The sequence below is a fragment of the Caulobacter sp. DWR1-3-2b1 genome (genome assembly GCF_049895765.1).
Classification (GTDB): Bacteria; Pseudomonadota; Alphaproteobacteria; order Caulobacterales; family Caulobacteraceae; genus Caulobacter.
In genome coordinates, this window is record NZ_JAFCSZ010000021.1 from 1 (window position 1) to 14,676 (window position 14,676).

Below are 14,676 nucleotides of genomic sequence, written 5' to 3' on the forward strand. Positions count from 1 at the left end.
GGTGGAGTTCAGGTTTTGCAGCGCGATAAGCGCGCCGCTGTTCGTGTTGATGCTGTTCAGCGCCATTGCGAAATGAGGTCCTATTCGAGGATGCCCGACGTCATTTTGACTGCCGGGAGCTTTTTGCTCGAAAAGATAGGAAGCAATGACCGGGCCAAAGCTGCCCACCCGGCAACTTTCGACAATCCATTGAAAAGTTTACGTTATAGATCTGTTTACGACAAAGGCCCCCGGCAGAAACTGCCGAGAGCCTTTGGTCGCAGGCAATTATTGCCGGGCACTAGGCGCCGGGCCAAGGAGGCGCCGGGCGACCCGAAGGTCGCCCGGCATGTCGGATCACTTGAACAACGACAAGATCGATTGCGGTGTCTGGTTCGCGATAGACAGAGCCTGCACACCCAGCTGCTGTTTCGTCTGCAGCGACTGGAGCTTGGCGCTTTCTTTCGCCAGATCTGCGTCGACCAGATTGCCAACACCCGTTTCCAGGCTGTCCTGGAGCTTGCCAATGAAGGTCAGGTGCGTGTCCAGACCGACAGAGTTGGTGCCCAGCGACGACAGCTTGTTGGTCGCGGTGGTGAGAGCAGTCGTGATCGTCGCAATCATCGTCTTGGCCGTGGCCGCATCGGTAAAGGTCGAGCCGGCCGCCAGGCCGATGCCGACCAGCGACAACGTCTTGGCGGTAACGGTGAAACCAACGCCATCGGCATTCGCCAGGAAGGTCAGGGCCGAGGTCGTGCCGTCAGCAATGCTGACGCCGTTGAACTTGGCGTTCGTGGCCGCCTTCGTGATCTGATCACGCAGCGACTCGAAGTCTGCCTTCAGGGCATTGAAGCTCGCGGTGTTCAGCGAGGTGTCGGAAGCAGCGAGAGCCTTTTCCTTCATCTTGCTGAGCAGATCGGTGATCGTATCGCCAGCTGCGAGCGCCACATCGATCGTCGATTGGCCGCGCTGGAGGGAATCCTTCACGGCGTTCAACGAGCTTGAGCTGGAGCTCTGCATCTTGGCCATCGACCAGATCGCGCCATTATCCTTGGCGTTGGCGACCTTCTTGCCGGTGTTGATGCGGCCTTGGGTTGTTGAAAGCTCCGAGTTGGTCGAGTTGAGGTTTTGCAGTGCGGTGAGCGCACCGGCGTTGGTGTTGATTGAGTTCATCATAGGTCACCTACCGTTTTGGTCGGATTTCTCCGGCGCGAGCCGGCTGGGCGTTTTGCCTGAGGTAACCATCGCAAAGGACGGGCCAACCGCGCTCACGCGAGGCCGGATTCTAAAGTGCTGTTTTTTATGAATTTATTCCGGTCTTAAGCCGGAAATGAAACCGCCCGACGAATGCAACATTCGCCGGGCGGCAGGAACTTCCTAAACAAGCTGGGCAATTGGCGCCTGATGGATCAGCCGCCTTCGACGCGCCCCGCCAAGCCTTGCATGATCGTGCGATTGATATCGATCAGCGGCTCGAAATCCTCCTCCTTGCGCATGACCGCGCTGGAGTGGCGCCCCACCCAAAGGCTGAGCGAGATGATGCTGGCGCGCAGCTCAGGCGCCAGGGAGTTTTCAGGCAAGGAACAGTCGGTGGCCATCGCCGACCAAACGCGGCGATTCCAGTCGAGCGCGTCGATCCGCTTGGCGATATCGTCTTCCGGGGCCTGCGACGCGTCCATGAGAGCGCGCGTCACTTGCCCGAAAAGGCGGTATTCCAGCTCACGCGGATTTTCAGCCCTCGTCGCGGCCTGCTGATAGGCTCGAAGAGACATGCCCCAACCTCTCGTCTTCGTACTCGATCAATTTTCGGCTCAACATGAGCGCTTTGTAGTACTCGCGCGCCATGACGTGCTTTGAGATCGCAATGCAATCAGCAAGCACGACCGGGTTACGCACCACACTCATAAACTCGTTCAGGCGCGTGGCGAAGTCTTCGTAGAACCGGTCAGCGACACTTTCTTCAAGGTACATCATCATCACAGGGAAGTAGATGCGACGTGATGGCGTCGTCACCTGATCCGGCTGCATGATGTCCTTTTCGCGAAGGACCGAGGCCTTGTTCTGGAGAACGAGAACGCCACGGCGGTCGCCATTCTGGACCACCGCACCGTTCAAAACGAACTTCTCGCCGGGCTTCAGCGAAAGCTTCAAAGGCACTTATTCGGTTCCCTCTGCAGTCGCCGCGAGCCCGGTCCGCCATTATCGGCGGGTCGGGAGAAAACTAGTACGGGTCGGGTTAACACCGTCTTGCTGACCCTGCGACCGTGAGCCGCAGCTTAGGACTCAGTTAAGCATACTGCCTCACAGGATGGTTAACTCCAAACCCGCAAGGTCATAAGCATGTCGCGCAAACGCGCTCTAGAGGGCGCCAGCAGCACGCTCGCCCAACAGGAGATCACCGCGGCGGCGATCGTCCAGCGCGGAATCGCCGGAACGACCATGGGCGACTCCGCTTCGGCAGAGGCCTTGGCCAGACTCGAGCGCGCTGCCGGCGAGCTGAAAAACCGCGAGACCGCGCGCCTGCTTGCCCAGGCGATCGCCGCTATCCATGCGCGCGACTTTGAGAAAGCCGACGCGCTGTCGCTTGAGGTGCTGGAAAAGGACGAACGACAAGGCGTCGCCTGGCACGTGCTGGCCATCGCCCGCGAAAAGAACGGCGACTTTGTTTCTTCCATGCGCGCCTATGAGGCGGCGCTGCAGTTGTTGCCCGACCACGGCCCCGTCGCCGGAGACTTGGGACGACTGGCCTACCGTATGGATATGCCGGAACTGGCGGCGAAGTTCTTCGCCCACTACCGGCTGGCCCGGCCCGACTGCGTCGAGGCGACCAATAACCTGGCCTGCGCCCTGCGCGACCTCAATCAGTGCGCTGAGGCTATCGACCTCCTTCGTCCGGCGATCATGGAGGACCAGAGCCAGCCTATCCTCTGGAACACCCTGGGCACGGTGATGTGCAGTCTGGGCGACGGGCGGCAGGCGCTGACCTTCTTCGACGAAGCGCTTCGTCTCGCCCCAGCTTTTGGCAAGGGCTATCACAACCGCGCCTATGCCCGTCTCGACCTGGGCGACGTCCAGGGTGCGCTGGAGGACTGCGAATCGGCCATCGCTCATGCCGATTCGCGAGAAGACCTGGCGATGATGCAATTTGCTCGCTCGACGATCCTCCTCTGCCTTGGCCGCCTCGGCGAAGGCTGGGCCGTCTACGAGTCGCGCTTCTCGTCCGACCTCTCTGACGCTCCGCGTTTCCTGATCGATGCGCCGCGCTGGTCGGCCGATCAGTCTTTGGCCGGTAAGCGGATGATGATCTGCGCCGAACAGGGCTTGGGCGACGAAGTGATGTTCGCCAACATGTTGCCCGACGTGATCGATGCTATCGGCCCCGATGGCGCGCTGTCGATAGCTGTCGAGCACCGCCTGATTCCGCTCTTCCAGAGGTCGTTCCCGAACGCCGAGGTCACCGCTCACCGGACCGTGGCCTACGAAGGCCGGGTGCGCCGGACCGCGCCCAATGTCTCCGACTGGAGCAAGATCGACCAATGGGCCCCCATCGGCTCGCTGCTGCCGGTGCTGCGACCGTCGGTGGAGTCGTTCCCCAAACGCCCCAACTTCCTGGTCGCCGATCCCGACCGCGTCGCCTATTGGCGCAAGCAGCTTGAAGCCGCGCCGAAGGGCCCGAAGGTCGGCCTGTTGTGGAAGAGCCTGAAGCTCAATGGCGAACGGGCCCGCCAGTTCTCGCCCTTCGACCTGTGGCGCCCCATCCTGGAGACTCCCGGCGTTACCTTCGTCAATCTTCAGTACGGCGACTGCGACGAAGAGATCGCCTACGCCAAGGCCGAACTCGGGATCGATATCTGGCAGCCCGAAGGCATCGATCTGAAAAAAGATCTCGATGACGTCGCGGCCATGTGCTGCGCCATGGACCTGATCATCGGCTTCTCGAACGCCACCATCAACTTGGCCGGAGCCTGCGGGGCGACCGTCTGGCAGATCAGCGGCGCCGCATCCTGGACCCGTCTGGGCACGGAAAGCCTGCCCTGGTACCCGCAGATTCGCTGCTTCTCGTCCTCGGACTATTACGACTGGGCGCCGACCATGCGGGAGGTCGCCGCGGCGTTGGCGGAAACCTACCCCGTCTAGGGAACGACCCGCTGGCGACGGGATTGATTCGAAGCAGCAAGCGCAGGGCCTGCTGCTTCTGGAGATCTCGCCATGGCCGAGCTGGAACTGGACGACGCCCCCGACGCGCAGGATACCGCCGAGGTGCTAGACGAAACCAATCTGACCCGCGACGGCCAGGACATCGCCAATTTCGACGAGATCGAGGACGTCTACGACGTTACCCAGGCTGATGGCGACAGCGATGAAGACGAGGTCGATGAGGGTTTCGACATCCTCGACGAGAGCGAACTGGATGACCTCGCTGACGAACTTGAAGGCGATCGCGACGATGAAAGCCTGGAGGTCGATCGCGAGCCTTTGGAGCCGGTGACCGGCCTCGATGAAGACGATGAGATCGGCGATGTCGAGCTGCCCTCAGATCTCGAAGCAGGCGCCTAGCTTCAAGACTGGCTGCAAACGCTGAACCCGGCGAGGGCCATCACACCGACGATCCCTCCGGTTTCAATTCCGCACGCTCTTGCCAAGTGCGCGCCGCTCGGTAGTTTGAACCCTCGATTTGAACACTTGTTCGAGACCGGATCGATCCGGCAGAGGGTGGTATGAGACAGCGCTTCGAAGGCACTTCCAACTATGTGGCGACCGACGACCTGAAGGTCGCGGTCAACGCTGCTGTGGCGCTTGAGCGTCCGCTGCTGATCAAGGGCGAACCCGGCACAGGCAAGACGGTGCTGGCCTATGAGGTCGCCAAGGCCATGGGTGCGCCCCTGCTGACTTGGCATATCAAGTCGACGACCAAGGCTCACCAAGGCCTGTACGAATACGACGCCGTCACTCGCCTGCGCGACAGCCAGCTAGGCGAGGAGCGGGTCAAGGACGTCCGCAACTACATCAAGAAGGGCAAACTCTGGGAGGCCTTCGAGGCCCCGGTTCGTCCTGTCTTGCTGATCGACGAGATCGACAAGGCCGACATCGAGTTCCCCAACGATCTGCTGCAAGAGCTGGATCGCATGGAGTTCTATGTCTACGAGACCGGCGAGACGATTTCGGCCAAGGTCCGGCCGATCATCATCATCACCTCGAACAACGAGAAGGAACTCCCGGACGCGTTCCTGCGCCGTTGTTTCTTCCACTATATCCGCTTCCCCGAGGAGGCGACGATGCAGGCCATCGTCGACGTCCACTATCCGGGCATCAAGCAGAAGCTGGTCGCCGAGGCCCTGCGGATTTTCTACGACATGCGCAAGGTGCCCGGCTTGAAGAAGAAGCCGTCGACCTCCGAACTTCTCGACTGGCTGAAGCTGTTGATGGTCGAGGATATCGACGAAGCCATGCTGCGCGAGAAGGATCCGACCAAGCTGATCCCGCCGCTGCATGGCGCCCTGCTGAAGAACGAGCAGGACGTGCACCTGTTTGAACGCCTGGCCTTCCTGGCCCGACGCGAGGGCGCTGGCGGCCGTCCGGGGCAATAGGGCCTTACCCGGAATTCACTGGACGGCTTGCACGACCGCCCTCACTTTCCGCTGAAAACAGAGGGATGGTCATGCGTCATTCGACTTGGATCGCTGTGCTCGCCGCCACCAGCGCCCTGGCGCTGGTCGGCTGTCATCGCGCGGAAACGGCGAAAACCGCGAAGCACGAGCGACATGCGCGCCGCGAGCCGGTTCGCGTGATCTCCAGGCTCGATTGCCCGGAAAAGCAGGGCGACCTCAAGCGCGTCAGTGTCGCGGCGGACGGACTTTCCTGCGCCTACGCCGGCGACGAAGCCGAAGTGCTGCTGCGGCTGGTCTCCATGAACGGCGGCGACGCCGAGGCCGCCCTCGCCCCCATCGAGGCTGAACTCAAGACCCTGATGCCCTCGATCAAGCCCGCCACCGAGGTGAAGACCGGCGACAAGCCCGACCGGAACAAGACCAGCATCCATCTGCCCGGCATCCGCATCGACGCCAGCGACGAAGGCGCCGATATCAAGATCGGCAACATCACGATCAACAGCAACGAAGGCGGCGCTTCCGAGGTCAAGATCGACAAGAACGTCACGATGAAGGGCGACGACCGCAAGGAGACGGTCAACATACAGGCTCGGAATGACGACAGCGAAGATGGCCACGTCAACATCCGCGCCAGTGACGACGGCGCCGAGATCCGCCACAGCAAGGGCGGCGACTCGATCCGCTCAACCCTGATCTTGGCCAGCGACAAGGCGCCCAGCGGTTACCGCGTCGTTGGCTACGAGGCGCGCGGACCCAAGGGCGGCCCGCTCGCCGTCGCCACCATCAAGGCCAAGAACCGCGATTCCGGCGACCATGACGTCTTCAAGGACATGAAGGCCCTGGTCCGCCACAACGTTGGCGGCTGAGTCAGTTCGAGACTGGCACGACCTCCATCACCTTGTAGGTCAGAGGCCGACCATCCTCGTCGGTTATGGTGACATATTCGCCCAAGGCAAACCTGTGCTCACCCAACCGATGCACCGGCTCGTCGTCGGTGGTGTCTGAATCGTCGTAGTCGAAGAACCAGCGCGCTCCCTTGCGGGCCAGCAGACCATCCACGGCGTCATCATCGGGCGCGAACCGGCGAACGCTGCAGGACGCCTTGCTCTTGGCGTAGGCCGCCTCGTCCAGATGACCGTCGGCGGTCAGGGGCGCGGTCAGGACGTAGCCGCGATGATCGTCGCCGCCGGCGAACTCGGTGCCAGGATTGCGGGCAAGGCGCATCACGATGCGAGACAGGGACATTTAAGCCTCCCTTTGGGTGAATGACTGACGGTTAGTGCGAAAGAAACAGCGACGGGCCGTCGCCATTGAGAAGGCTGCGGGTCGTGCCGCCGAAGATGAACTCCTGCAGACGCGGGTGCCCGAAAGCGCCCGCTACGAGGAAATCAGCCCCGACTTCACGCGCCGTGCCGAGCAACAGGCCAGCAGCGTCGCCGGTGCCCGGCAGGGTCAGGCTGGTCGCCGTCACGCCGCGAGCGGACAGAAATTCGACCAGGCGGCCCAGGTCGAAATTGCGGGACGATGCGCCGGGCGCGCCAGCAACGATCACCGACGAGGCCTTCTGTAGCAGGGGTAAGGCCGTGCGCATGGCGCGACTGGCTTCCTTGCCTCCATCCCATGCGACCAGAGCCACGCCGCCCACTCTCATTCCGGGACGGGCGACGACGATGGGCCGCTGCTCGTCGGCGACCAACTGCTGGAAGGCCTCCGCCAGCGGTCCCTTGCCGCGCGCTGCAATACTATCGAAGACGATGACGTCCGAGAGCCGGCCCTCCATGGCCAGACCCGCCCAGACGGGCGAGTCCAGGCTGATGATCCGGGTTCGCGAATAGCCGATCTCCGCCGCCAGGGCGTTCACGGCGCCAGCCCCCTCCAGAGCGGCTTCCTTCAGACTTTCCAGCGCGGTGACCTGCACCCCGCCCATGAAGCCCTCGCCCATCCAGGGCATCAGGTCGGCCATATCGGCGGGCGCATGGATACAGGCCAGCTCGGCCTCGAACGCCTTCGCCAGCCCGGCGGCAGACGTCAGGAGCTCCCGATCGGCCTTTGCTCCCGCGAGAGGAGCCATAATTCTTGCCCAGCTCATGATCGAACTCCTTTGGAGCGCTTTTTCACAGGTGAGGGCAGACCCATCATTGATCTTTGTCAACCAATGGGTCAGTCAATCCACCTTCACCGTAAGGAACGATCTCGTGGCCAAAGGGCTGCATAGGGGTGCGGCGCCCCGCGCTTGGCAGAGAATGCTCTCCGGTCGGAGGCTGGATCTGCTCGACCCGTCGCCTATGGACATCGAGATCGAGGATATCGCCCACGGCCTGGCCCGGGTCGCCCGCTGGAACGGCCAGACCATTGGCGAGCACGGCTTTTCCGTCGCCCAACACAGCCTGGTGGTTGAGGAGATCGCTGCCCATATCAAGCCTGACCTTGAGCCCCGCTGGCGCCTCGCCGCCCTGCTGCACGACGCATCGGAATATGTGATCGGCGACATGATCAGCCCGTTCAAGGCGGCGCTGGGCGTCAGCTACAAGGATTTCGAGGCCCGGCTTGAGGACGCTATCCACATCCGTTTTGGACTGCCTGTGAAAACGCCACCGGCCATCCAGAAGCTGATCAAGCAGGCTGACCGCGCCTGCGCCTTCTTCGAAGCCACCCAGTTGGCCGGGTTCGAGCACGCCGAATCCCTGGCCATCTTTGGCGCCCCACCGGTCGGCTATGACCTGCGCATCACGCCGGTACAGCCGTTTGAGGCTCAGGCCCGCTACGTTCAGCGCTTCCATGTGCTGTCCAAGGCGGCGGGTTTCGAGGCCCCTGCGGACGCGGCGTTCGACACCGAATGAGCGCATCCCCATGACAGCATCAGTCGTCATCGGACTTTCGGCCGTCGTTGTCGCCATCCGCGACGGCGAGGCCGTGGTGCTGACGGTGCGACCCCACGACGCCATCACCGATGTCGCCTCGCCCCTGCCCGGCCTGCCGTTCGGGCCGTTCGACCCGGAGGGCCATCGCACCTTCGAGCTGGGCCTGCGGGCCTTCGTCACCGAGCAGACCCGCTTCCAGCTAGGCTATGTCGAACAGCTCTACACGTTCGGCGACAAGGGCCGCGACGCCCCCCGGGCCGAGGTCGGGGCCGGAGCGGCGCGGGTCGTCTCGGTGGGCTATCTGGGCCTGACGCCGGACGCCATCGACACCGAAGCGCCCGACACCGTGTGGGCGCCGTGGTCGCGGTTCTTCCCGTGGGAGGACTGGCGTCATGGCCGGCCCGCCTTGCTGGACGCCGCCATCGCGCCGGCCCTGAAACGCTGGGCCTCCGACGACGTCGGCAAATGGTCCCGGGCTCGCCTGGCCTTCGCCCTCGACGACGCGCCGTGGAACGAGGAACGGGTGCTGGAGCGCTACGAGCTTCTCTACGAGGCTGACCTTGCCCCCGAAGCCGCCCGTGACCGGGCCCGGGCCGACGGCGACGATCCGGCCGAACCGGCCGCCCTGTCGGCGGCTCTGGGCGAGCCGATGATTTCCGATCACCGCCGCATCCTGGCCACCGGCCTGTCGCGACTGCGGGGCAAGATCAAGTACCGGCCCGTGGTGTTCGAGCTGACCCCGGATGAGTTTACCCTCTCGACCCTGCAACGCATCGTCGAGGCCATAGCCGGCGTGCCGCTGCACAAGCAGAACTTCCGCCGCGTCGTTGAACGCGAGGAGCTGGTCGAGGGCCTGGGCCGCCTAGATGCCGAGACCGGGGGCCGTCCGGCCGAGCTGTTCCGCTTCCGCCGCGAGATCCTGGCGGCGCGGCCGGCCACCGGGCTCAGCCTGCCGCTGCTGCGGGATTAGCTCTACTCCCCGTGGGAGAGGTGTCGGCGAAGCCGACGGAGAGGGAAGTTCAGCCGAGCACCCGTTCCTATTCCCCCTCCGGTCGCTTCGCGACCACCTCCCCCGTCGGGGGGAGGATCTTGGTCTCCGCCGATATCCGCGCCCGCCATCTTGCCTTGAGCGTGTGCGACGTATCGCGCGAGCCATCGGGGCTCCAGCCGGGCGGGCCGAACATGTAGCCCAGCACCTCGCGCGGCGACTTCGCCCCGGCCAGATCTTTCCCGATACCGATGAACTCGTGGAACACGTTGTGGAACAGGTTGAAATTGCCAAGGTTCTTTACCGTACCATAGCGGCAGGGCTCCTCGTCGACCTCGGGGATGAAGGTGCCGAACATCCGGTCCCAGATGATCAGGACGCCGGCATAGTTGGCGTCCAGATAGCGGGCGTTACGGGCGTGGTGCACCCGGTGATGCGAGGGGGTGTTGAACACCGCCTCGAACCAGCGCGGCATGCGCTTGATCACCTCGGTATGGATCCAGAACTGATAGACGAGGCTGATGCCCTTCTGGATCGCCACCATGGCCGGCGGGAAGCCCAGGAACGACAGCGGTAGCCACAGCATCCATGAGCCCACCAAACCGCCCGTCCAGGTCTGCCGCAGCGCCGTAGACAGGTTGTAGTGGGTCGAGGTGTGGTGATTGACATGGCTGGCCCACCAGAACCGCCGCTCGTGGGCGATGCGATGGAACCAGTAATAGGTCAGGTCCTCGGCGAAGAAGAGCACCACCCATGCCCACATCGCGGTCACAGGGATCGTGAACAGCCGGTGCTCATAAGCCCAGATCGCCGTCGCGAAGATCAGGCCACCGGTCAGCAGGCCGGCAATGGTGCTGCCCAGCCCCATGGACAGCGACATGGCGGTGTCGCGCGTCTCATAATTGGCCTTGGCCTTGCCCATTCGAGCCAGCACGATCTCGAGAATGACCGCCAGGACGAAGAACGGGATCGCCATCTGGACCGGATCGAAGTCTTTCACGCGGCGAGCTCCTTTAGGGCCTGGGGAGGCCAGACATCGTCGGTGACGGCGAAGATCGGCGCGGCGTCGCCCGTCTTCAGGACCAGCCGGCCGTTCTTCGACTGAGCGGCGGCCACGACGGGCCAGGCGACGTCGCGGGCGACATAGCTGTCGCCGCGTTTCCACAGGACCAGCACGGTGTCGCCTTCGCGGGCCAGGGCGCCGGAGCCGTCGGCTGAGATCCAGGTCGCCGTGGGGTGATGATCGGGAAACTCCTGCGCCAGGAGCGTTGCAAGGCCGCCCGCGTCGAGCGGCGGTGTCGACCGAGCGATTCCCGCCCAGGCCGCCAAGCCGACGAGCGCGCTGATGGCGACCGCCGAACCGATAAGCTGAATCAGCATCGCCTTGTCCAAGCTAACGCCGCCCTCCCCGTATTTTTCCGACAGCGTCGGGCTCTGGGTGATCGCCGTCAAGTGATCTGGTTGGCCGGCGCTGCCGGCCCCCTCCTGACCGCTATCGCAGTCTGGCGGACACGGCTTGGCGACCTCACGCGGGAAACCGCCGAGTTGGTGGGAAGGGTCGCAGAGCGCCCGGGCCTCGCCCGGATGTGTGAGTAGCTGAATACCGTTTCGACGAAGACGAACGCTCCGCGTGATCGTTATCCCTCTGGCCGGGGTGCGCAGGCCTGTTCAACCTTTTGCCCCACCCGGGCTTTTCCCCTTCGTAGCCGGACCCAGCGCTTGGCTAAGCCTCGGCTCTCCCGGAGGACCCGGAGCGAACCTTCGGACGGGCGGGGACCGTGGCAGATCCCCGATGGACAGGTTTACGTCCCCTGTCCTCCTTTAAGCCTGCCGGTCCCGCTCTCGCGACTCCCGCAGACCCCGCTCGATCACCCCTGACAGCCGTCGCTGGTCGCCGGCCGGACGCCCTTCCCGTGCTGTCAGGTGAGATCAGTATGCGGGCGGTCCCAAGGGGTGCGGACGGAGAAAAACGAGAAAATCGCAAGCCTTTGATCTTGCTGAATCCGAGGCCCCTCTATCCCCGTAAAGAACGGGGATAGAAACCGCCCCGGGCCTCTCGGCCCGGGACAAAACGCTCTAGAACTTGCGGACGTATGACACCGCCAGGGTATCGGCGTCGGCCTTGGAGTTTGTATATTCCGACTTGGTCCAGTCGGCGCGCAGGCCATTCTTGTCGTCCAGCCTGTACTGGGCGCCGACACCGTAGTTCCAGCTATCCTGGGAGTCAGTGGCGGACACGCCGCCGCTCGACGCCTTGAACTTGGTCGTGCCGTAGCCGGCGCGGGCCAACAGGTCGATATTCGGCGTCACGGGCAGATAGCCTACGGCATAGGCCGCAGCCTGATGCTTCAACTCGACGTTCACCGGGACCCCGGCGACATCGGTCTTGTCGTCGGTCACGCCGACACCAACCTCGCCTTCGACACCGAAATGGGGGGTGAGCTTGGCGCCGAGGCGCCCCTGGATGGCGCCGACATCCGCGCCATCGGCCCGGGTCGAGCCATAGCCGACCGAGCCGTAGTATTCAGGCGAGACTTGCGCGTGCGACAGGGCGGGGATAGCGGCGACGAGCGTCGCGGCGATGAGAGTTTTCATTTTTCGGTACTCCTACTGGTAGTCATTCTTCAGCGCCCTCAGCAGCCTTTCAGCTAGGGGCCGAACACGGCCGACATGGGGCGGTTCACGGTCACGTTTGAGGTCATTGCGTGTCGAAGCCGCAACGTGGCCCAGAGGTCGCGACCTCAAAGCCTCGATGATGACGACGGCGTCATCCATGATATCAACGTCGCCATAAGCAGAAGATCGCGAGCCCGAAGAGGCCCGCGCGCATCATCGGGATCAGTCGCTTGCATCAAGCCGTCATCGCCGCCACGGGGCTCTACACCCCGCCATTCAGCATTTCGAACGCCGAACTGGTCGAGGCCTTCAATACCTTCGTGGAGCGCTTCAACGAGACCAATGCGCAGGCCATAGCCGCCGGCGACGTGGTCGCCCTGGCCACCTCCTCGCCCGAGTTCATCGAGAAGGCCTCGGGCATCAAGTCGCGCTTCGTGATGAACAAGGACGGCATCATCGATCCGGACCTGATGCGCCCCGTCCTGCCCGAGCGATCCAACGACGAGATCTCGATACTGGCCGAAATGGCCGTGGAAGCCGCAAAACAGGCCATCGCCGCCTGGGGCAAGCCGGTGTCGGAAATCGGCGCGGTGATCTGCGCCGCCTCCAATATGCAGCGCGCCTATCCGGCCATGGCCATCGAGGTGCAGCAGGCGCTGGGCATCGAAGGTTTCGCCTTCGACATGAACGTCGCCTGCTCCTCGGCAACGTTCGGCATCAAGACCGCCGCCGACTTTGTGGCCAGCGGCTCGGCCAAGGCCGTGCTGATGGTCAATCCCGAGATCTGCTCTGGCCATCTGAACTTCAAGGACCGCGATAGCCACTTCATCTTCGGCGACGTGGCCACGGCCGTGATCGTGGAAGAGGCCTCGCAGGCGACCGGCGGCTGGGAAATCCTCGGCACGCGCCTAAAGACGGTGTTCTCCAACAACATCCGCAACAATTTCGGCTTCCTGAATCGCGCCGCGCCCGAGGGCGAAGGTTCCCGGGACAAGCTGTTCGTGCAGGAAGGCCGCAAGGTGTTTCGCGAAGTGGTGCCGATGGTCAGCGAGATGATCATCGAGCACGCCGGTGACCTGGGCGTCGATCCCCAGGGGCTGAAGCGCCTGTGGCTCCACCAGGCCAATATCAACATGAACGAGATGATCGGTCGCAAGGTCCTGGGCCGCGATCCCGCCCCCGGCGAGAACGTCATCATCCTGGATACCTACGCCAACACCAGCTCGGCCGGCTCGATCATCGCCTTCCACACAGCCAATGACGACTTCGCGGCCGGCGAGACGGGGCTGATCTGCAGCTTCGGGGCGGGTTATTCGGCGGGCACCGTGTTTGTGCGCAAACGGTAGCTACACCAACACTCCGCTCTTCCCGACGAAGGCCGGGACCCAGATACATCAAGGGCGGTTGGGGCTTTCGCGCCAACCGCTTTTTTTCATCTCTGCCGCTCGGGGGCTCGATCTGGACCCCGGCTTTCGCCGGGGAGAGCGGATCATTTGGAATGCGCCGCCTTCCACTCCATGGCCCGGCGGATGCGCACGCCCACGGCCGGGTGATCAACAGCCAGTGGCCGCCTTGCGTATAGGCCTGCGCCTTGGCGTGCGCCGCGGGCGACAGCTGCGCCAGATAGGCCGCCGTAGCGGCGACCGGATCGAATAGCTGGGACATCGTCCCTCCCCGTCAACTCGTGGACAAGAGAGGGCAGAGTCCGCTCGAAGCGTCAGCTTGCTTCCACGTCACCTTGCACGATGTGGGATGGCGGAATCGCTTGGCGCTGGCGAAGGTCGCGGCGGCGTATAGAACTGGACGGCTTTACCGATTTTCGAGGCCCGCATGCAATTCCCCGACCGTCGAAACATTCTCCTGGGCGCCGGCGCCCTGACCCTGGCCGGCTGCGGCGACAAGGCCGGGGACGGCGCCGCCCAGACCACCGCCCAGCGGGTCGAGGCGACCAAGACCCTGCGCATCGGTCTGGAAGGCACCTATCCGCCGTTCAACTTCCAAGACAAGGACGGCCAGCTGGCCGGTTTCGACGTCGACTTCGCCAAGGCCCTGGCGGCCCAGATGGGCGTCAAGCCGGTGTTCAGCCCCTCGCCCTTCGCCGGCCTGCTAGGCGCGCTGGAGGCCAAACGCATCGACGTGGTGGTCAACCAGATCACCATCACGCCAGAGCGGGCGGCCAAATACGACTTTTCCAAGCCGTATACGGTGTCGGGCATCCAGATCATCGTCCTGAAGGGCAAGGCCGGCCCCTACACGCCCGCCGAACTGGCCGGCAAGAAGGTCGGCGTAGGCTTGGGCACTAACTACGAGAGCTGGGCGCGGGCCAATGTGCCCACCGCCGATGTGCGCACCTATGATGACGACCCCACCAAGTACCAGGACCTGAAGGCCGGGCGCATCGACGCGGTGCTGAACGACCGGCTGGTCGCCGCCGACTTCGTCAAGAACTCGCCGGAATTCATCGCCGCCGGCCCGGCCTTCGCGGCCCAGAACCAGGGCGTGGCCATGCTGAAGGATCCGGCCATGAAGGTAATGGTCGATCAGGCCATCGAGGCAATGCGGGGCGAGGGCCGGCTGGCGACGATCTCCCGGCAGTGGTTTGGCGCCGACGTGACCCGATAGG

17 protein-coding genes are annotated in these 14,676 nt (G+C 63.7%); 9 read left to right on the plus strand and 8 right to left on the minus strand.

Translation table 11 applies throughout. The annotated features are described in order from the left end of the window. Window positions 1-336: 336 nt before the first annotated feature. Complete coding sequence (locus ACP69S_RS16230; protein WP_425999089.1) at window positions 337-1,113, minus strand: flagellin; 777 nt, start codon at window positions 1,111-1,113, stop codon at window positions 337-339. Here ACP69S_RS16230 and ACP69S_RS16235 point away from each other — a divergent pair. Next, window positions 1,001-1,285, plus strand: coding sequence for a hypothetical protein (locus tag ACP69S_RS16235; protein WP_425999095.1), 285 nt, complete (start codon window positions 1,001-1,003; stop codon window positions 1,283-1,285). The two genes, ACP69S_RS16230 and ACP69S_RS16235, sit on opposite strands and share 113 nt — an antisense overlap. A gap of 103 nt (window positions 1,286-1,388) precedes the next feature. Here ACP69S_RS16235 and flaF read toward each other — a convergent pair whose 3' ends face one another. Beyond that, on the minus strand, window positions 1,389-1,751 hold the full coding sequence (flaF, locus tag ACP69S_RS16240) for a flagellar biosynthesis regulator FlaF (protein ID WP_425998958.1): 363 nt from the start codon (window positions 1,749-1,751) through the stop codon (window positions 1,389-1,391). After that, window positions 1,711-2,136 (minus strand): flagellar biosynthesis repressor FlbT, encoded by a 426-nt coding sequence (gene flbT / locus ACP69S_RS16245; protein WP_425998960.1) that lies wholly within the window; start codon window positions 2,134-2,136, stop codon window positions 1,711-1,713. The genes flaF and flbT overlap by 41 nt, the downstream gene beginning before the upstream one ends. Window positions 2,137-2,319: 183 nt before the next feature. Here flbT and ACP69S_RS16250 point away from each other — a divergent pair, with 183 nt between their 5' ends. The 4 genes from ACP69S_RS16250 to ACP69S_RS16265 all read left to right on the plus strand — a co-directional run bounded on the left by ACP69S_RS16250 (window position 2,320) and on the right by ACP69S_RS16265 (window position 6,454). Next, the gene (locus tag ACP69S_RS16250; RefSeq protein WP_425998962.1) at window positions 2,320-4,116 is read left to right on the plus strand and encodes a tetratricopeptide repeat protein; all 1,797 of its coding nucleotides are present in this window, start codon (window positions 2,320-2,322) and stop codon (window positions 4,114-4,116) included. A 72-nt stretch (window positions 4,117-4,188) separates the two neighbouring features. Further along, the gene (locus ACP69S_RS16255) at window positions 4,189-4,536 is read left to right on the plus strand and encodes a primosomal protein (RefSeq protein ID WP_425998964.1); all 348 of its coding nucleotides are present in this window, start codon (window positions 4,189-4,191) and stop codon (window positions 4,534-4,536) included. Window positions 4,537-4,697: 161 nt separating this feature from the next. Beyond that, entirely contained in the window at window positions 4,698-5,567 is an 870-nt protein-coding gene (locus tag ACP69S_RS16260; protein WP_425998966.1) for an AAA family ATPase, read from the plus strand. A 71-nt stretch (window positions 5,568-5,638) separates the two neighbouring features. Next, window positions 5,639-6,454 (plus strand): hypothetical protein, encoded by an 816-nt coding sequence (locus ACP69S_RS16265; RefSeq protein WP_425998968.1) that lies wholly within the window; start codon window positions 5,639-5,641, stop codon window positions 6,452-6,454. Window position 6,455: 1 nt separating this feature from the next. Here ACP69S_RS16265 and ACP69S_RS16270 read toward each other — a convergent pair whose 3' ends face one another. Further along, the gene (locus ACP69S_RS16270) at window positions 6,456-6,833 is read right to left on the minus strand and encodes a hypothetical protein (protein WP_425998970.1); all 378 of its coding nucleotides are present in this window, start codon (window positions 6,831-6,833) and stop codon (window positions 6,456-6,458) included. Between the two features lie 31 nt (window positions 6,834-6,864). After that, a complete protein-coding gene (locus ACP69S_RS16275) occupies window positions 6,865-7,677 on the minus strand; it encodes a universal stress protein (RefSeq protein WP_425998972.1) in 813 nt (270 codons plus the stop codon). A 106-nt stretch (window positions 7,678-7,783) separates the two neighbouring features. Between ACP69S_RS16275 and ACP69S_RS16280 the strand changes: the two genes are divergently transcribed. Both ACP69S_RS16280 and ACP69S_RS16285 read left to right on the plus strand, forming a co-directional pair. After that, window positions 7,784-8,428, plus strand: a complete 645-nt coding sequence (locus ACP69S_RS16280; protein ID WP_425998975.1) for a YfbR-like 5'-deoxynucleotidase — start codon at window positions 7,784-7,786, stop codon at window positions 8,426-8,428. Continuing rightward, window positions 8,367-9,419 (plus strand): NUDIX hydrolase, encoded by a 1,053-nt coding sequence (locus tag ACP69S_RS16285; protein ID WP_425998977.1) that lies wholly within the window; start codon window positions 8,367-8,369, stop codon window positions 9,417-9,419. The genes ACP69S_RS16280 and ACP69S_RS16285 overlap by 62 nt, the downstream gene beginning before the upstream one ends. Before the next feature lie 67 nt (window positions 9,420-9,486). On the opposite strand, the gene ACP69S_RS16290 is transcribed toward ACP69S_RS16285, so the two are convergent. From ACP69S_RS16290 to ACP69S_RS16300, 3 genes are all read right to left on the minus strand, one after another. After that, complete coding sequence (locus ACP69S_RS16290) at window positions 9,487-10,413, minus strand: sterol desaturase family protein (RefSeq protein WP_425999091.1); 927 nt, start codon at window positions 10,411-10,413, stop codon at window positions 9,487-9,489. 20 nt (window positions 10,414-10,433) lie between these two features. Next, window positions 10,434-10,817: a hypothetical protein gene (locus ACP69S_RS16295; protein WP_425998979.1), complete on the minus strand. Its 384-nt coding sequence runs from the start codon at window positions 10,815-10,817 to the stop codon at window positions 10,434-10,436. A 696-nt stretch (window positions 10,818-11,513) separates the two neighbouring features. Beyond that, entirely contained in the window at window positions 11,514-12,032 is a 519-nt protein-coding gene (locus tag ACP69S_RS16300; RefSeq protein WP_425998981.1) for a porin family protein, read from the minus strand. A gap of 251 nt (window positions 12,033-12,283) precedes the next feature. Between ACP69S_RS16300 and ACP69S_RS16305 the strand changes: the two genes are divergently transcribed. Further along, window positions 12,284-13,399 (plus strand): beta-ketoacyl-ACP synthase III, encoded by a 1,116-nt coding sequence (locus ACP69S_RS16305; protein ID WP_425998983.1) that lies wholly within the window; start codon window positions 12,284-12,286, stop codon window positions 13,397-13,399. A gap of 484 nt (window positions 13,400-13,883) precedes the next feature. Beyond that, window positions 13,884-14,675, plus strand: coding sequence for a cystine ABC transporter substrate-binding protein (gene tcyJ / locus ACP69S_RS16310; protein WP_425998985.1), 792 nt, complete (start codon window positions 13,884-13,886; stop codon window positions 14,673-14,675). The last annotated feature ends 1 nt before the right edge of the window (window position 14,676 follow it).